Here is an 18759-nt window from a genome sequence, read left to right on the forward strand (position 1 = left end):
CGTAGCCGAGATTTGTTGATAAATGGGTCTTTATTGCCAAGTATTTTTTCGACGCATGATCGCGAAAACCCTTATGGTTATTGGTTATTCTGCCTTTAGCGCAGCGATAACTAGAGTGAAAGCGCACAGATTGCAGTGACAATTACTAGACCATCGCAAGAGCTAAAGTTGACTCAATGGATAACTCGAAACGTTGCTTGAGAGCAGTCCGAGAGCACACCTTATCTTGAGTTCTAACGAATGTAATTCGACGCTAAAACGAGGCTGCCCCTCGCTCTCCTCAGGTAGCCGCTATAGATGAGTTAACTCGGAGGCGTCACCCACTCCTTGCCGTTGAGCGAAGAGATGCCAAGTTGATGCGCGATTTGCTCTTGAAGACACTGAGACATCGGAAGTCACTTCGTTAATCAATCCATTCCGACTCGTCCCACGGTTTGGATTGCAAGTGGGCGGCATCCGATGAAGACGATCCGGGGAAGATAGTACGTCGCTGAGACGGCGGTTTTGGGGAGTGAGAAGGGGGTGGAGTAGCGAGTTGCGGTGCAGTAGAAACCTCGCCGCGAACTTGAGTCGATGTCGGTCGGTCACTCTCACAAAGCGTTTCTGGATTTGGCAACTTCTTAAGACCGAATCTGCGACTGATTGCAGGCCCAAAACTTGGCCACTCAAACTCTGTCTTTTGCTCACTAATCCAGTGGGCAATGCGCGACTGAATTCGAGCAACAATTCCGTCACGATTCTCGGGCCAATCCCTTTCGTAATTGGATGACCATTGGGGCTCCGTAACCGCGCGTCGAAACTGTCTCCATTCGTACCCGATGTCCCCTCTCATCACGATTGCCAAATAGGCGACGATCAACCAAGCTGCAACACCATAGAGCAACGGTTCATTTGCGAGTCGGCGGAAACTTTCGCCGTCATAGAAATACTTTTGTAGAGTGTCCTCCAACTCGGAGGAGCCCATGCTCTCTATGGAAGTCCGCTCTATCCCCGTCCATCCTTGTTGCACAGCAAAAGACGAGAGTTCCAAAGGGAGACCACTCTGGCTTCCCTCGGCAACATCGGAGGCAAGTAGCCACTGTCTCTTTCGTCCGAGACCGGTCTTCATGAGCCATTGGACTTGAGTCCTGGCATCGGGCTGATTTGCATCTTCGGAACTGTGCCAATATGCCGCCAGATAATAACGCTGGAGCGGCGGGACCTCCCACCGCAACCATGCCCAGAAGCCGAGCAATGGAAGGCATGGAACGAGAGCCAGGATCAATGCGGTCCGCCAGGGAAAGGCAAAGCGAATGCGCGAGAGTTTCATCACGGCTCATTCGTGTTTCTGAGACTGTTCCGGCGACGCCTCTGTGCCATGTAATCTTGCGCCTTCTGCTCCTTGACAGAGTCCGAATAGGCGGAAATCTTGCGTAAATCTTCGGTGCTCAATGGGCCTTCCGACGCCCTGGCAAACAGATTCAGCATCAGCGAGCGCATCCCCATGATCTCCGCCAGCAAGATAGGATCGGTTTGCTCTTCTGCGCCAGCATCGGCGCGTGCGTGCGCGAGTGCCGCCTCGCGTAGCCATTCCGCCACCTTCTTACCGGCGTAAGCGGCTGCTGCCTCAACCTCACCGAACTCCGCGTCGGTAAGGCGCGTGGCAATGGATTTTGCACGGGAGGTCTCATTTACCGAGACGGTAGATGGCGACGGCATAGCAGTTTCTTGCGGCTTGTCGTTAGCGGAGGTCATTCGATTTGCCACCTGGAACAGATAGTCTCTTGAAGCGCTTGGATGCTTCCATCGCACCACCGGTTTCTGCGAATGCCACCGTTGCTCAGAACCTCGTCCAAATATCGCCGTTTACAGTTGGAAACGCTAAAACTCAAATAACTGAAAAGACAGACGTTAGCAATCGTGAACTGAGGGTTACTTTGCAGTTCCCCATTGGGGATGACGTGTCAGCTTATACCCGCTGCGAAGCAGCGTAGCTCTTCTACATCTCTGCGCGCAGCCCCAAAAACGCAGATTAGGGAAGATTTAGGTTTCCACGGAACCATGCAAATTGAAAGAGGATGTTTTATTATGCAAGGATGATTGATCGGTCAGTTTCTTCATCCATTGAACACTCTCTCGCTGAGCAAGCCGCTGTCGCTATCATCGGGCCGCGTCAGGTCGGTAAAACAACTCTGGCCAGAGAGATCGCAGACAAGCGTCCAGGGTCACTCTACCTCGACCTTGAAACTCGGGAGGATCGAGACAAACTCGCAGAGCCAGCTCTCTTCCTTCGGCAGTACGAGAATAGCCTAGTCGTCCTCGATGAAATCCATCGCGTCCCGGAACTTTTCAGCTCCCTCCGGGGCATCATTGATCAGGGACGCAGAACGGGTCACGGTAAAGGTCGATTTCTGATTCTGGGGTCGGCCTCGATTGATTTGCTGCGGCAGTCGAGCGAGAGCCTTGCTGGACGAATTTCCTACATCAATATGGGTCCGTTCAACGTATTAGAGCTGCCTGCCGATGAATCAACGCTCCTCCAACTTTGGACACGAGGCGGCCTCCCCGGCAGCTATCTCGCTCCAAACGACACGGTGAGCCTGCGATGGCGCGACGACTTTATCCGGACATATCTGGAGCGGGACGTTCCCCTATTCGGGCCACGTGTGCCGACGGGTGTACTTGAACGCCTCTGGACCATGCTCGCGCATGGGCAAGGGACTCTGCTGAACGCATCTCGTCTGGCATCTGCGCTTCAAATCACCGCTCCCACCGTACAACGCTATATCGACTTGCTTTCCGATCTGCTGCTCGTCAGACGACTCCAACCATTCCATAACAATGCAGGAAAACGTTTGGTGAAATCACCCAAGGTCTATATCAGGGATAGTGGTCTGGTACACGCACTGTTGGGTCTGAAAACTTTCAACGATCTCGCCGGACATCCAGTGTCGGGTTCCTCTTGGGAAGGCTTCGTTATCGACAATCTGTTGGCCGCCGCGCCTGAGCGCACCGTCGCCAGTTTTTACCGGACAGCAGCCGGAGCCGAGATCGATCTCTTGCTGGAAATTCCCGGACACGGACTGTGGGCAATCGAGGTGAAACGGAGCCTATCGGGTCGCCCTGAGAAGGGCTTCTATATCGCTTGTCAAGACCTGAAACCCGCCAAACAGTTCGTCGTGAACTCGGGACTTGAACCATATCCCATCGATTCAAACACCGTAGCGATAGGCGTTCCGGCCCTTGCTCGAATGCTTTCGAACCTAGCGATTTGATTCTCGTCTTCGCCGCTCCGCTACTCTCCACCGCGGTTGCTCTTTCATGTGTTTGTGCACATGAGAAGAAGACATTCTTCTCATAGCAGCGCACTACCCGGAGCGGAGGCGTCCGTCAGGGCCGCGCGTTGTTGTGCGCCGCGCAGCGGGCAAAGCGCCTTGACGGACGCTTGAGAGGAGGGTACCTCCACAGCTGCTCAAGACCGCGATCGGCCTGCCTTAGGCTACACAGACATCCGCATTCCGGTGTATCTCGATCGCCTAAGAAGGCTGAATGATCTCGGCGGCAAAACGTTCCATTTCTTCCGCCTGAGGACTGGACGACAACACGAGATCGACCCCTACAGCGGCGAATTCTTGGAGACGTTCTCGTACCCTAGATGCCGTGCCAACAAAGCCAGAGCGCAAGCCTCGGCTCGAAACGGAGTAATCCTCCAGTGACACCTTCTGCTCAAGTTGAGAACCGGCAATCCACTGTCGGTAATTGCTATATCCGCGGGCACTTTGCTTTACGTCGGTGATGCGAGCGACCTCCGTTTGGGCTTCGCTGGCCGCCGGAGCTTGCTCTGCGCGGTGGATGACACGTGCCTTCGGATACGGCAGCTCAAGCTCCTCCATCAGGCTGAGCTGACCCGCCTTGGAAAGCTCAGACCGGAACGCACGCACGCCGTTGATGACTCGGACACCCCGACTTTCCAAATGCTCTAGAAAGCCGCCGGTGCAGAAATCTGATCTCCATGACCACGGTTCCAGGCCGACGGGCTCATGCGGTTGAAGACCAGCGAATACAGCTTCTCCGGATGCTCGGCGGGCGAGTATGCGTGCTCGGGAGCAAAGAGCTTTACATATGGCGTGCCGCGCCGGTTGAGTTCGGCAAAGAGCGGCTTGAACCAATTCGGCTGTTCATAATAGATCGCGATCGGAAGGGCTTGTTCTGGCATCTCATCAATTCCTGTGGACAGGCTGTACTCAGCCTTTTAAAGGATAACGGTCGGCACAGAAAACTCACTTCTGTTTATTGTCACGCCAAGGCCTGAACCATGAAAGCCCTCGTGGGCTAGATTCACGAGGGCTTTGGAGCGACCTCAAAGTTGAAACGTCTTATCCGCCCCGTATACGAGTCCGAGCGTGATGACAGCGATCACCACTTCCCCGATGGCGCCCACGAGGAATGGACGGATTCCCTGCTTGCTCAGATCACGAAAGCTGGTCCTTAGACCAACTCCCGCAAAGGTAAGCAGGAATGCCCAACGTGAGAGGTTTCCTACAGCCAGGAGTTGCGGCTTGCTAAAGAAGCCAACAGTTGCCAACCCGGAAACGATCAAGAAACCAAGCACAAACTTAGGAAACTTCTGCCAAAGGAATGCTCCCTTGTTCTGAATGCCAGTAGCCTGCCCCTTCGATGCCCAATAAATGGCATAACCAAGAACGACGAAGCCGATAAGCGCATTTCGGCAAGTCTTCGTGAGCACCGCAATTTTGCCCGCGGCGTCAGAGTAAAGTGCACCCGCTGCCGCGGTCTCTGCAGTGTTGTCCACGGCAAGCCCGGTCCAAACACCGTAGGCTCGGTCCGACATGTGTAACGCATGACCGACAATCGGAAAGAGAAAGAGCGAGATCGCGCCGAGCGCCAGAATTGCGGCGATGGCGTAGGAAGAGTCTTCTTCATCCGCCTCGATAGCACCCTGCGTCGCAATGATTGCCGAGACGCCGCAAACCGAAGATCCCACCGCAAGAAGTGTTACCAGTTTGGGCCCGAGTTTGAACGCCCGCCCGAGATAGGTCATGAACGTGAGCGCCAGGATGATCTCCAGAAAAACTAGTGCCAACGATATTCCGCCCAACTTGGCGATATCACCAAGAATGAAGCGCGAACCCAACAGGACAATGCCCGTTTTGAGCCAGAACTCATAGGTAGCTACACCGCGACGGAAGCCTTCCGGCACGCCGATAGTGTTGGCAATGATCAGCCCGATCAGAATGGCCCACAAGACATATTCGATGTTGGGCAAAATGAGATGGTGCGCCTTGCCATAGCGTGAGATGAACTGCTCAATGAACTTGCCGGCATAGCCGACGACAGCCAGGAGCAGAATGCCGGGAATCAGGCCGAGCCAACCCGAGCGGACAGAAGATGTTTGCGGAAGTGAGATGTTGTTTGAGGCGGACATAACGTTCTCCAAGGACTACCAGGGCACCACTTTTAGAATTCCGAAACGGACAAGAAGGACCAGCGCGAGGGACAGCACAACAGCCCAGGTATCGAGTGAGAAACGGCGAGAAGTAGCCGGCATAAAGAACTCCTTTAACACCAGGCGAAGGCCAAGGTGAGAGAGACACAACCACCGTGGGTGGCCATGAAATGTAGGATGAAGGTAAGGGTGGGGTATTACCGGTGCCGGCGCTAGCTACAACAGCGCCCGGGCATAGGACAAGCAAACACGAATTGTGAGTTGTCGCGCATTGGTATATCTGTGTTTATCACGAAGCTTGGTAGCTTCACAAGACAATCCAAGCTCCGAAACGTTAACGGACTATAAATTAACGCGCTGACTTGACGACCCAGCGTTTTTTCCGTAACTTCCGAGGAATAGTCTTTTGAAGACTGCTGCCATGAAGAACAACATTCCAAGCCGAGTGAATCCCGACAAGAGCATAAGCCCCCAAAGGCTCTGCATCTTTCGCCTCGCCTTGGATTCACGTTGTTGTCGCTAGCACTTTCTCTCTCCAATCAGGAAATACGAGTGTGGAATAGCTGCGTCCCAGCAGGTCGCGGCATCTCCATTGATACAGATTCGTATAGCTCCTGCCCCTGATCCATTCAGCAAATGAAAAACCCCCAAGGGAAGACTATGTCGACACGCAGAAATTTTTTGCAATCCGCGGCGCTAAGCGCTGCCGCCGCCACTCTCGCACCTCTCACTACAAGCGCCAAAGAACCAGTTCAGCCTTCCACAACAACACGCAAAGGCATTATCGATACACATGCTCACTGGACCGGCCCCACGGTCGTAGAGCTGCTGAAGAAACGCACTACGGCTCCTTTCTACACAACCAACGAGAAAGGCGAATTGATTCTCATCAACAGGGGCACGCATGCAACGGGCAAAGAACGTCCGCAATCCTCATCATGGTTCGATATTGACGCACGTCTCCGCCACCTGGATGAAGCCGGCGTGCAGCGACAGGTTCTCTCCTGGACGGGTGCAACCTACGATGGCCAGCTCTCTACCGAGGAGGCAAGACCATTTTGGCGTGCCCAAAACAATGACCTTGCGAATGTCGTGAAGAAATACCCGAACCGTTTCTCCGGATTAGCAACCTTGCCCACCGCGGAGCCGGTCGCCGCAGCTGCGGAACTCGAGCGTGCGCACGCAGAGCTTGGACTTTCCGGTGGAACTCTGCCACTCGACGCTTTTATTAGCCTCGCAGGAGCTCAATTCCTTGCTCCAATATTCGCCGTGGCACAAAAGCATCGAAGCCACATTTTCATTCACCGTGGACTTTCCAGCGCGAACGTGCCAAGTGAAACGCCAGAGGTAGGCGCAACCAACAGCTACTTTGGACTTGCTTCCTCGGATGGTCCGAATGAGCGACCTAAGCCAGTTCCGGGAGATGACACGATCGCCAGGGCCGCGTTGATAAGCAGCACACACCTTGCAGCAGGCGTCATCACTCTGGCACTCTCTGACTTCCTCGATGCCTATCCTGACGTGACGGTTCAGATTGCCATGATTGGTGGCTCAATTCCCTTCGTCGCGGAGCAAATCCAGTTTGCGCAAGAAGCAGCGGGCCAGAAAGATACAACGCAAAGGTTGCGACGCTTGTATTACGACACCGGCCAGTTTGGCCGAGGGCCCCAAAACATCGCGCATACGGCCAAAGTATTCGGCGCCGACCGAATCGTATTCGGGTCTGACAACGGTCCGCAGAGTTCGATCATTCCTTACGTCGAAGCTGTCGAACAAACGCAGATAAGCACTCGGGAGAAAGATCTGATCTTTTCAGGCAATGCGAAGCTGATCTTCGAGAAGAGTTAGCGCTAAGAGGCGATCACTTTCCCGGCATGGTCGGGAAAGTGATCCTTCAAAGCCTGGCGTGCGGCATGATACCCACAATGCCCATGAACGCCGCCACCTGGGGGCGTTGAGGCAGAGCAAAGATACACTCCCTCCAGTGAGGTCTTGTAGGGCGATATCCTCGCTACCGGGCGAGCGAATATTTGAGCAAGATTCATCGCGCCGCCATTGATGTCTCCTCCGATGTAATTCGGGTTATACCTCTCCATCTCGATTGGCTGCATCGTGTGTCGCGCCAAAATGAGATCTCGAAAGCCCGGCGCGAAGCGTTCTATCTGACGCTCGATCGCTTCGGTCATATCCACTGTCGAGCCATTGGGAACATGGCAGTAGGCCCAGGCTGTCTCTTTCCCGTCAGGAGCTCGCGTCCGGTCAAAGCGGCTCTGCTGCGCGAGTAAAACAAATGGCTTTTCGGAAATTCGACCACGGTTAGCATCCTCCTCAGAAGTCGCAACCTCCGCAAACGTTCCTCCAATGTGAACGGTTCCCGCATGGAGACAAGCGTCAGCAGTAAACGGAATGGGGCCAGCAAGAGCCCAATCCATCTTGAAGACGCCCGGACCATACTTGAAGCGGCCCAGCTGTCTGAGATAACCGGGGGCCAGATCTTTTCCTGCGACCGCGATTAATTGCCGCGGTCCTAAATCAAGTAGAACTACATGCCGCTTCGGCAACTCGGCAAGAGTGGTTACCTGGACATCCGTTTCGATAACACCGCCAAGATCGAGGAAATAGCTAGCCATCGCATCCGCAATGGATTGCGAACCTCCTCGTGGGATTGGCCAACCGCGAAGATGTCCCGCCACAGAAAGTACAAGCGCAATAGCAGAGGTGGAGAAGCTAGAAAGCGGCTGCATAGAATGTGCGGCCATCCCCGCAAACAAACCTTTGCCGTGTTCCGAGTGATATAGCTTTGCGAGCAACGTAGCCGGCGACAACGCCTTCAGCCCGAACCGTGCAAGATCGATTGGATGCGATGGCAGCCCCAGCGGCCCCAGTACATCGTCAGCAATCACGGGCCATAAGGGCAATAAGCTGCCAACTAATCGTCTATAGACATCGCCATCTCTCCCCAAAAGCTCCGCAGTCCGATCGAAAGACTGCAGAAGCTGCGCTGCACTGCCATCATCGAAAGGATGAGCCGCCAGCACCGGAGGATCGATGAACTGCAGACCATAACGTTCGAGAGGAAGCGTTTGGAAGAACGGCGACAACACCGCCATAGGATGAACCGCGGAACACACGTCGTGGTGAAACCCCGGCAGCGTAAGAGACGCAGTGCGCATGCCTCCACCAACCGTGGATCGCCCTTCCAATAACCGAACCTGCACTCCTGCTCGCTGTAGAGTGATGGCCGCAGCCAGGCCGTTCGGGCCCGCTCCTACGACTACGGCCCCTTCGAGATTTCCTGCCATTCGATTCAAACCTGCCATCCGTCATGCAAAGTCCCGCGAAGATTTGGCTTCGCGGGCTCATGCTCTCTTCTACGTTAGCGTTAGCAATGCAAAGACCTACTGCTTGTCCTGGTCGCGATTTGGCGTATCTGTCGTGCCGTCGAAGCTCTTCGGACGAACGGGAAATCTACGTCCGAATTGCCTGCTGTAGACGAGCGGCTCACCCTGGATGGGAGAGTCAACGTGGATTGCCTGATTCTCCTGGACACGATCCAGGACAGCATAGAACTCTTGCTTATCCGGAGTGCTTCCTGTCAGGATGATGCGCGAATCGGAAGGCCGGCTATAGTGCCAGACATATTTCACTACGTCCTGTTTTTTACCACCCCTTCCGCCACGACCCTTTTTATTTTTATCTGAAGATGCCGAGTCGGCCCCAGCATCGTCTGAGCTCTTCTTTGCAGGAGGTGCGCCCAGCACCATGTTTGGATCTCGGGACCGAACGTCCGCGTTCTTGTCCTGCACTGTGAGGGTCTGGTTCGCCTCGTCCAGGTCGTAGTGAAGATACGTTCTACCTCCCGCGAATCCGGCGAGTTCGTAGTGCTTCTCTGCGTCCTTCGTCGCAGGACCACCGTTCTCCAGGCGTATTGGGAGAGGCTTGTCCACCTTGTAGGTAATCGTGGGGTAGTCTTCAAACGTCACATCGTGCCAGCGCACCGGATCCAGAGGGGAATACGGAAGCTCTTTACCGTTGAGCTTGAATTCCGTAACGGTGTAATAGCCTTTTGTCCCCTTCAAACCTTCGGCTCTGGGTTCTTTGCTCGCATTCGTCCACAGATAGTGATGGATGTCGCTATAGAAATAGAGCGGAATAAAGAGAATCCATGCGGCATACTTGATTCCGTTATAGGTATAGCGCTGCCAGTTTACCTTGAAAACAGGGTGATAGTAGCTCGGAACGATATCCTCCTTCTTGATCAGGAGGCGGTAGATATCCGGTATGTATTGCACCAGTAGCAAGCCTGCTAGCAGTGAAATCTCAGCGCTCAAGAGATGAACACCGCCGTCATACGCAAAGTTGGCATGCGCAACGTTGTAAAGAATTCCCAGATTCAGAAGTGCACCTAACGCTGCCGTCCTCCTGAAGAACAGGAGGCTACCCGCAAGCACTTCAACACAGCCGAGAACGATCTGGTACCAGGTCGAAAGGCCAATGATCGCCCAATAATATCGATATGCAGCTGTTTCCCCAATTAGCGTATGGAGATTCGATATCGATGGATAAGGCATCTGGTCCGGATAGACCTTCAGATAGCCGTAGTGCAGAATGTTGAAGGCGACCCAATACCGTAGCAAAAAGTTCAGCCAATAGTAGGCGACGGTGTATTCCTTCCGCTTGCTATTTCTCGCAAACCAGGTCCAGATTCCGGCGAGCGCAATCGCAATAAGCAATGCGATGCCCCAGTTCGTGAAGCTGCCAAGGCCCCAGCGTGCGCTCTCTCCTGCAGGAGTTACGTACGCGATCCCGCCACCTGAACCTGCGACGCCATAGATATCGTGCAATTGGCGAATCTGGACAAGACGTTGATAGAACTGCCCTTTAAAAGGCAACGTCAGTTGAGCCGTGAACAACAGAGCAACACGAAACAATACTCGTTGCCACGCGGTCCACGGAGCAAACCTTTGACGTGCCAGCTCTTGAGCTTCCTGGGACTGCAAGCTCTGCGGCGGGGCAGTAACGGTGATCGTAGCCATCTTGACTCCTTACGAAATTCGTTCGAGTTCGAGTTCGTTGCTTCCTAGTAAATGGTGAGCGGATTTCGACGACCGAGTATGAGGAGATACTTCTTGTCGATCTTTTCGAGCACTACGCGTAGTGCATTTCCGTTCTCGTCAACACCCGTAAGCAAGAGAGACCCACCGGGCTGATACTTGTACTGGAAACCAATATGCTCATGCGGATCATTCTTTCCCTGGAGCTGAATCGTTCCGTTTGCAGAATCGCTTGAGTAGCTATAGAATCTGCGTCCTCCGTTGCCGGCAAACTCATACTTCCGCTGGTCTTCCCCATAAGCGATCACGGGATTTGCCACTTCAATCGGCAAAGGCCGGTTGCTGCGAATGCTGATCGTGTTCCATTTTTCAAAGACCACGTTTTGCCAACGCACCGGATCAGTGAGCGAGTACGGAATGGCGCGGCCATTCACCTCAAACTCACGAACGTTGTAGTAACCCGCAGCATCTTTTAGTGTGCCCTTCGTATCCGGTAGGGGCCAGTTGGAACGGAAAAAGCCGTAGGAGACTGACACGGCGTAGAAGCCAAGAAAAACGACCACAGCGAACTTGCCTATCAGTCGCAGCTTCTGCGCTCGAACGCTGGGTAGCGTGGGTCTGAAATGATCGGCTTTCGCAGGGCGTTGAAAGATCAGCAGGTTGCTGAGCCGCTCAGTATCATGCGCCAACAGGAAAGACGTGGCGAGAAGCAGAAGCAGCGCGTACACATGATCGCCGAGCTGATAGGCGATGTTCGCCAAAACGATATTGAAGAGCAACGACGCCGAGATGATGGCGCCGATGGTAGCTGTGGTTTGCCACAAAAGCAGCGCACCCCCAAGAACCTCAAGCAATCCGATTGCCTGCTCATAGCCGGCGTGCGCTACGCCGTTCGTCAGGTAGTAAAGCTTCCACTGCAAATAATCTCCGTAATTCGTGTGGAGATCACTGAGCGTTGCTTTAGGGAACTGCGAAGGAAAGAGCTGCAGAAGGCCATACCCAATAAGACCGATCGCCAGCCTGTACCGCAAGATCACCCGGAGCCAGTAGTAGAGATCGTCGTATTGTTTCCGGCGGCGATCCAGATAGCTCCAAAGTGCAGCTCCCAGCGCAGCGATCAGCAGCAGTAGATAGAGATTTCGGAAGCTGGCGAAACCCCATTTGGGAGCGTAAAAGTATTGCGGAATAGCCGCCGTCAGTCGGAAGAGGTCCTGAAAGTGCAGGAAGTTGGTATGAAATAGCTCTCGCCAGAACTTCCGATCCAACGGGGCCGCGAAAGCCAGTGCGAAAAAGATGGCGCTAATCCGGAAGGCGATCTTCTTGAACGGACTCCACTCCATATGCGGTCCGCTGTCGAGCACTTCCGTAATGGGAAAATCTGGAATGTTATCGCTGAAATGGTCATTGGCGCGCGTGTAGTCAGATGAATTGGACAAGATAAAACTCCATGGCCGCGCGACGAAAGCTGCGGCAGAGATTGAGGGTATGTGCTGAAGAGCCAACCACGAATACCGATGGCTGAACTAAACACTATTTTTGAGGGGGATTCGCCTGCTTCACTTCACGCAAAACGTGAGGGTCGTAGCAGCTTCAGAGAGAAGCTCTATCGACAACAACCGCGACGTACTGGGTTGGAAAAACGCATGAATAGGTGCAACATTACCGCAAGCGCTGCATGTTTGCAAGTATTTCTCGCAATATCGCAGATAGATAGCGCGCTTGACGCTCTCCGCAAATAGAAGCAATTTATCTGCGAGTTGACTTTCGACAAGCGTGTCTCTATCTTCAGCAAGAATGAATGGCATATCGACTTCCACCACAATGCGAAACCTATCTCTTCGCGGTCTGTGCGCGTTCATTTTCTGCGATGCGTCATCGCTACGCTTCTGTTGTCGTTAGTTCCCATTTCCCTTTCTGACGAGACTACCCGTGGTGCAGCGCGGCGAAACGCCTTCTGGCGCTGTCTTTACGAGCAACCACCAGGTCGCTGTCGCCCAACAATTTCCCTTGAAATCAATTTCCAGCAGGCGCATCATTGCGCGGGCAAATCGTTTGTTTACTCCAGGAGAGTCCTTTGACACGTCTTCCCCGATTTACTTTGCTAACCCTTTTCAGCTTCGGCACTCTGACGGGATCGCTGAACGCACAGAATCTTGGCAACATCACCTTTCCTACCTCCGCCAATCCCCAAGCTCAACCCTATTTCCTGGAAGGCGTAAAGGATCTTCATAGCTTTGCCTTCGACGAAGCTGCCGTCGCTTTTCGCAACGCAGAGAAAGCCGATCCCAGGTTTGCGCTTGCCTACTGGGGAGAGGCCATGAGCTTCAATCATCCTCTGTGGGCACAGCAGGATCTGCCCGCGGCGCAGGCAGTTCTAAAACGCCTCGCTCCGACGCCGGAAGAAAGATTTGCAAAAGCCGGTACACCGAAAGAACGAGCGCTTCTTGAAGCGCAGGAGAAGCTATTCAATGCGCCAGGCGATAAACTCGCACGCGACATTGCCTACTCCGACGCCATGGCGCAGTTACATACACACTGGCCCGAAGATGATGAAATATCCATCCTCTATTCGCTTTCTCTACTTGGAACCGTGCGCCCCAGCGACACGGGATACCGCCGTCAAGCTCTGGCAGCTTCGATTGCTCTCGACATCTTTTCACGAAATCCGAACCATCCTGGCGCGGCCCACTTCATCATTCACGCATTTGATGATCCGGATCTCGCGATACTTGCTCTCCCCGCGGCCCGACGCTATGCAAAGATCGCTCCTGACGCGCCACATGCGCTCCATATGCCATCTCACATCTTCGTCCAGCTCGGGCTATGGGATGACGTTCGCGAGTCCAACACCGCGGCGTATGCCTCTGCTATCGGCATCGTGAAGCGTCTTCATGTCTCCGAGGGTCGTGAAGACTTTCACACGCTCTCATGGCTACAGTACGCCAACCTCATGCTCGGCAACTATGATGACGCCAAGGCGAACCTCGAAGCCGCTCATGCAGCCGTTCTACGTAACCCAGACAACGCGGGCGTCACACAGGGTTACCTCAACATGTGGGCACGCCAGGTTCTCGAAACACAAAAGTGGGTCGACCTGCCTCTGACTCCTGAAGGGTTCAAACCAACAGGGCCCTGGCTCTTCATCGTTGGTTACAGTGCGGCGCACACCAAGAACTTTGACCTTGCCAGACAAGCTTCCGCGGCCCTGCTGACACTCTCTCAAACTGTGCAGAAGGGTGACGCGGCCTATTCGGCGAAGCCCCTCATCATCATGCAGAGAGAGATCGATGCTGCAATCGAGTCGCAACAAGACCATGCGGAGAAAGCTCTCGCAACTGCGAAGGAAGCATCCACGCTTGAGCTCGCATTGCACGCGCCATCCGGTCCACCAGACCCCATCAAGCCCGCAACCGAGCTCTACGCGGAGCTTCTATCCCAAGTGGGCCAGAAGGCCGCAGCCGCAGCCGCCTTCCAACAGGAACTGTTGCGTACTCCAAACCGGACGCCTTCTGTTCTAGGACTCAAAGCTACAGGTGTTTCCGGCTACGTCGCTGCTCCCGCCTCGGCAGACCAACATGCCGTTCAGCCCGAGTCTCACGTTCACTAGGTCTACACACAGTCACTGGCCTTCGCCTCCCGCAAACTTACCTTCCGCGGATGAGGCGAAGACCAGCGACTCTATTCCTTCACTACTTTCTCTGCAGAGCTTCGGCCACGCGGACGCGATCGAAGTTCCCAGGCAAAACCCGCAACTTCCAGGAGACTTGTTTCTTCGCGGGCGCAAAGCAGGTTGTCTTCGTGCATACCTGATACTCAAGTACCCCATGAATCGTCAGGTCCGGATTCTCCGTAAACACGGCACTGTTCTTTGCTCCGCCGACTGCCCACACATCTTGGCTAATCTGTGTGCCAGTTTCGAAGACCGGGACTTTCTCTTTCAGGCTTGCGAACTCGAGGATAGTCGAAGAGCGGTACGCAACCGGACTCGACTGATAAAGATCTGATGGGTCAAGGGTGAGCTTAATGGGGTGGTAGCCAAAAGCCTCCGCACCCGGCGCGTACAGGTGCTCTCCCTTGCCTGCATCCAGCGTAATCGTGAGCCGTGTACGAGAGCCCGGCGCTACGGAGATGTCGGACTGAGAGAGCTTGACATGCAGATGAGGAGTCTCTGGCACGACAGCGATGGTGGAAGGCCTCGCAGTTCCGGAACCAAAGACAGATTCAAACAGATAACTTGCCGTGGCTCTTTGTTCAGGCTGCCCTTCAGGAAAGCGATTGAGAATCTTTCCCTCAGGGCTGATCAGGAAATAATTCGGAATCGCGATCCCCGCCTGTGAGCCCTTGGCCTCCGGATTGAGCACGCCGAAAGCCTTGATCGTCGCCGAGTCTGGATCAGACAACAGGCTGAAGTGGATGTCACGCCGCGTCGCGAAGGCTTTCAGGACCTCGGGCGAGTCATACGTGATCGAAGCAATATTGATTCCCTTGGCCTTGAAAACATCGCGGGCCGATTCCAGATCGAGCAATTGAGACTTGCAAAGACCACACCAGTCCGCAGAGCGGCTGAACAACACCAGCAGCCCGTTCGGCCCCGCAAGTGATTTCAGCGTCTCCGCTTTCCCGTCCTGGTTCTTCAAAGTGAACCCCGGCGCCGCAGCTCCAGGCTGTAGACCAGGTTCTGTCGCACGTGCAGGTATGACGAACGCGAGAACGGAAACTCCGAGAGCAAGAAGACTTCCTCCGGCTTTTATTTGCTTATTCATATCACTCCTATCTTCTGTCTTGATTGTTTGTGGTGAAGGCTTGAAGAAGCAGCGCTAACTAGCGATGCCGTGTCTAGCCAATAGCTGCTTCGCGTTGGCTGAGAATATGTTGCGCTTATCTTCTGCCGTCAATCGGCTTGATCCGCCAATCTTGCTGATGGCTGGCTCCAGCGCCGGTGCAGGACCATAGTCGGAACCAAAAAGTATCCTGTCCGAGCCGAAGGTTTCCGCGGCAAGTTCGACCGAACGTTGCAGAACCGAGTATGGGCCAGGATCGAAATAGATGCGGCGAAGTCGCTGGAGCGGATCGGGAGTATTGTCTCTTTGCGTTGCCTCCCGTATCTCTTCCGCAAGATACGGAATAAAACCGCCAAGCATAATTACCTGCACCGTTACGTCAGGATAAGCGTCAAGGAAATCGCTAAGACCGAGCGTGATGGCGCCCGCCGCTAACTGCGAGTCCGTCTGCAGGCCTCGGCGTGCGGGCTCGTTATCTTTCGGAACTACGTAAGTCGGTTGACCTGGAATATCCGGGCTTGCTGCTCCACGATGAATGAGCAGATGGCTCTTCTGCTTCTGTGCAACCTCGAAGATGGGTGCCAGATGCCTAGCTCCCTCCACCGTGGCAAACGCATTGAGCGGCAGCGAACCACCATAGAAACCATGTTCACGATGCGTCCGCTCTAGCTCCTGAGCCGACCAGGCGACGTCTGTCGTTGTCAGCCCGGCAAGACCTGAATAAACATCCGGGTGCTTCCGCACAACGGCAGCAAGGTCGTCATTAAAGCCACGCAGAAGCTCCTTCATCTCTGGGGCAGAAACAACAGAGTCGTAACCAATGGGAATGGTGTACGAAATAATCTGCCGCTTGACGCCATTCTTCTTGAGATAAGGAATACGGCTTTCGAGATTTGTGTGTCTTTCGAGAACATGGAACTTTCCGCCCAAACCCGTAGCGTTGCTCGGCGTAAGGATGTAGCGATCACCACTCTCTTCCACCAAGCGCGGAGCCTCTTTTCGCTTCTTCAGGAGCGCGAGTTCCGAAGGCGCAAACCAGTGCGTATGCCAGTCAACGATACCGTCATGCTGCGCGCCATCCGCGGCAGGAGCAGCCGTTTCTTCTGCCTTTACCCTGGGAAAAGGAAGTGAGCTGCTTAGTGCCGTCAAGAGGCCGGCCTTAAGATACTTCCGACGATTGAATTTCAAGAATGACTCCTTCAGATGGGGTTTGAATGAACTAACGGATCGGCCACGCTTGGCGTTAAGGCCGATTCACCGCTTGCTCCTGGTTAGCCGAATCAGCTGTGCCGTCGAAACTCGCCGGTGTCACCGGATATCTGCGGCTGAATGGCAATCCATAGATCAGAGGTTCCCCCTGAACGGGCGACGAGATGTGAATTGCCTGATTCTCATCGAGACGATCCAGGACAGCATAGAACTCGTGGCCATCAAAGGTGTTGCCCGTAAGAATGACGCGCGTAGGCGAAGGACGCGTGTAGTGCCATACCAGTTTCTGAACGTCCTTTCGATTCGCGCCCTTTCCGCCACGCCCGCCACCTGCACCCTGCTTATGATCTGGCTTAAGCTTCGCATCGGCGCCCGTATCCCGCTTGAAAAACGAATCTAGAAGCGCGGGGGTACCCCGAGCATCGTCAGCGTTGCGAGTGGAAGCATCCGCGTTTTTGTCCTGCACCGTGAGTGTTTGATTCGCTTCGTCGAGCGCGTAGTGTAGATAGGTTCTACCACCGGAATAACCTGCGAGTTCGTACCGTTTCTGCGCATCCCAAGTTCCCTGCCCACCATTTTCAAGGCGGATAGGAAGCGGCTTGTCCACCTTGAAGGTAAACGTCGGATAATCCTCAAACGTCGCATCATGCCATCGCACTGGATCAAGTGGAGAGTAAGGCACGTCCTTGCCATCAAGCTTGAACTCAGTGACGTTGTAATAGCCTTTTGCTCCGCTAAGTCCGGGGGCGCGCGGCTCCTTGCTTTGGTTCGTATAGAGGTAGTGATGATTGTTGTTGTAGAACGACACCGGAATAAGAAGCGCCCATGCGACGTACTTGAAGCCAGTGAAGGCATACCTCTGCCACTTCACTCGAAATACAGGATGGTAGTAGGAAGGAACAACATCTTCCCTCTTGATAAGTAATCGGTAAGTATCACGCAGGTATGGCAGAAGCAGGAAGCCGGCAAACAAGGCAATTTCCGTGGCAAGAACGTGCACGCCGCCGTCATACGCAAAGTTTCCATAAGCCACACTCGCTACAACGCCCAGAGTCAGAAGAGATCCAAGGGCCAGGGTACGCCGAAAGAACAAGAGCGTTCCCACAAACACTTCCGTTACGCCAAGCGATATTTGGTACCACGTCGACAGGCCAACGATCGCCCACCAATAGCGATAAGGCGCGATATCTCCAGCTGCAGTATGGGCATTGGCAAACGACGGAAACGGCATCTGGTTTGGATAGACCTTTACGTATCCGTAGTGAAGAAGACTCACTGCCGTCCAGTACCTCACGAACAGGCTGAGCCAGTAATATGCGACCGTATATTCCTTACGTCTGCTGTTCCTCGCCAACCAGGTCCAGATTCCAGCGATAGCCAACGCGATCAACAGCGATATGCCCCAGTTAACGAAACCTCCAAGCCCCCAGCGTCCGCTTTCGCCAGTCGGCGTCAGATAGTGAATGCCAACCGGACCAACAAAATTACCGCCTGGAGTGAACCGGACCATACCTTTCAGGTTCTGAAGCCGAATTGGCGCGATCATCTGGATTACAAAGATCGTTCCCGTGCGAAACAAAAATCTTTCCCAGGCCGCCCATGGCTGAAAACGCGGCTCTCCCACCTTGGAAGCCAGCTCCGACTCGAATACCGAATCTGTATGAATCACTGTAGCTGTTGACATCGATCAACTCCTTAGTAAGTTGCGTGGGTGCGTAGATCCGGAATAGCGGAAGTCCGCCTACGGCGTTCTTGCTCATTTCGTTACCACTCAGCTCTGCATCTGTCGCTTCAAAGCGGCGAAAAGGATTCGTGCCATTCCTACTTGCTAAATACCTGCGGTTCCCGATTGCGGGTAAAGAAGGCATTTCTAGCGAAGCAGAGCTTGACGAAACGGTTTCCCGAATCAAAGCGTTGCGCTCATTTTTGATAGAGATATATCGGCTTAGTCCAAGTACAGACGTGACGGCCAAAGCATCTTCGGGACGGAAGAGCTACAGGCAACAACAACGACGGACTTGATCGACTCGCGACATCAGTAAGGTGACGATAACCGAGATTGAGAGGGAGTGCAACTCCATTCCCACGACAACGAGCTGATATCACGCATGCATTCTTCCCAATATCGTGACTACAGAGTGCCCCTCTAGAAATATCCGAAGCCGATAGCCGCTAATCGTTCGGCAAGTAGAACATCACGTGTTGACGTTTCAATTTGCCTTTGTTACAGTTGCCCCTATGCCAAGCACCACGACACGTTTCGGACAAT

At 54.0% G+C, this 18759-nt stretch carries 12 protein-coding genes and 1 pseudogene; 3 read left to right on the forward strand and 10 right to left on the reverse strand.

The genetic code is table 11. From position 1 onward, the window contains the following. Positions 1 to 403 precede the first annotated feature (403 nt). Both GSQ81_RS08360 and GSQ81_RS08365 read right to left on the reverse strand, forming a co-directional pair. Positions 404 to 1309 (reverse strand): hypothetical protein, encoded by a 906-nt coding sequence (locus GSQ81_RS08360; RefSeq protein WP_158910324.1) that lies wholly within the window; start codon positions 1307 to 1309, stop codon positions 404 to 406. Beyond that, positions 1309 to 1734: a hypothetical protein gene (locus tag GSQ81_RS08365; RefSeq protein ID WP_158910326.1), complete on the reverse strand. Its 426-nt coding sequence runs from the start codon at positions 1732 to 1734 to the stop codon at positions 1309 to 1311. The genes GSQ81_RS08360 and GSQ81_RS08365 overlap by 1 nt, the downstream gene beginning before the upstream one ends. A gap of 323 nt (positions 1735 to 2057) precedes the next feature. On the opposite strand from GSQ81_RS08365, the gene GSQ81_RS08370 reads away from it, so the two are divergent. Continuing rightward, positions 2058 to 3254 carry an ATP-binding protein gene (locus GSQ81_RS08370; RefSeq protein WP_216846402.1) on the forward strand — a complete coding sequence of 399 codons (1197 nt, stop codon included), beginning with the start codon at positions 2058 to 2060 and terminating at the stop codon, positions 3252 to 3254. A gap of 261 nt (positions 3255 to 3515) precedes the next feature. Here the strand turns inward: GSQ81_RS08370 and GSQ81_RS20010 are convergent. Next, positions 3516 to 4195: pseudogene (locus tag GSQ81_RS20010) on the reverse strand (RimK family alpha-L-glutamate ligase). A gap of 144 nt (positions 4196 to 4339) precedes the next feature. Next, positions 4340 to 5425 carry a YeiH family protein gene (locus tag GSQ81_RS08380; protein ID WP_158910327.1) on the reverse strand — a complete coding sequence of 362 codons (1086 nt, stop codon included), beginning with the start codon at positions 5423 to 5425 and terminating at the stop codon, positions 4340 to 4342. Between the two features lie 681 nt (positions 5426 to 6106). Here GSQ81_RS08380 and GSQ81_RS08385 point away from each other — a divergent pair. Further along, positions 6107 to 7294, forward strand: a complete 1188-nt coding sequence (locus GSQ81_RS08385) for an amidohydrolase family protein (protein ID WP_158910328.1) — start codon at positions 6107 to 6109, stop codon at positions 7292 to 7294. 2 nt (positions 7295 to 7296) lie between these two features. Here GSQ81_RS08385 and GSQ81_RS08390 read toward each other — a convergent pair whose 3' ends face one another. The 3 genes from GSQ81_RS08390 to GSQ81_RS08400 all read right to left on the reverse strand — a co-directional run bounded on the left by GSQ81_RS08390 (position 7297) and on the right by GSQ81_RS08400 (position 11936). After that, on the reverse strand, positions 7297 to 8748 hold the full coding sequence (locus GSQ81_RS08390) for an NAD(P)/FAD-dependent oxidoreductase (protein ID WP_158910329.1): 1452 nt from the start codon (positions 8746 to 8748) through the stop codon (positions 7297 to 7299). A gap of 96 nt (positions 8749 to 8844) precedes the next feature. Then, entirely contained in the window at positions 8845 to 10482 is a 1638-nt protein-coding gene (locus tag GSQ81_RS08395) for a hypothetical protein (protein WP_158910331.1), read from the reverse strand. 44 nt (positions 10483 to 10526) lie between these two features. Beyond that, positions 10527 to 11936 (reverse strand): DoxX family protein, encoded by a 1410-nt coding sequence (locus GSQ81_RS08400; protein WP_158910332.1) that lies wholly within the window; start codon positions 11934 to 11936, stop codon positions 10527 to 10529. Between the two features lie 638 nt (positions 11937 to 12574). On the opposite strand from GSQ81_RS08400, the gene GSQ81_RS08405 reads away from it, so the two are divergent. Continuing rightward, positions 12575 to 14107 carry a hypothetical protein gene (locus GSQ81_RS08405; RefSeq protein ID WP_158910334.1) on the forward strand — a complete coding sequence of 511 codons (1533 nt, stop codon included), beginning with the start codon at positions 12575 to 12577 and terminating at the stop codon, positions 14105 to 14107. An 82-nt stretch (positions 14108 to 14189) separates the two neighbouring features. On the opposite strand, the gene GSQ81_RS08410 is transcribed toward GSQ81_RS08405, so the two are convergent. Genes GSQ81_RS08410 through GSQ81_RS08420 form a run of 3 tightly spaced genes read right to left on the reverse strand, consistent with a single transcriptional unit; the run spans position 14190 to position 18174 of the window. After that, a complete protein-coding gene (locus GSQ81_RS08410; RefSeq protein ID WP_158910335.1) occupies positions 14190 to 15263 on the reverse strand; it encodes a peroxiredoxin family protein in 1074 nt (357 codons plus the stop codon). Between the two features lie 54 nt (positions 15264 to 15317). Beyond that, positions 15318 to 16469: an amidohydrolase family protein gene (locus GSQ81_RS08415; RefSeq protein WP_158910336.1), complete on the reverse strand. Its 1152-nt coding sequence runs from the start codon at positions 16467 to 16469 to the stop codon at positions 15318 to 15320. A 55-nt stretch (positions 16470 to 16524) separates the two neighbouring features. Beyond that, entirely contained in the window at positions 16525 to 18174 is a 1650-nt protein-coding gene (locus GSQ81_RS08420; RefSeq protein ID WP_158910337.1) for a hypothetical protein, read from the reverse strand. Positions 18175 to 18759 lie beyond the last annotated feature (585 nt).

This window comes from Granulicella sp. L56 (assembly GCF_009765835.1).
Classification (GTDB): Bacteria; Acidobacteriota; Terriglobia; order Terriglobales; family Acidobacteriaceae; genus Edaphobacter.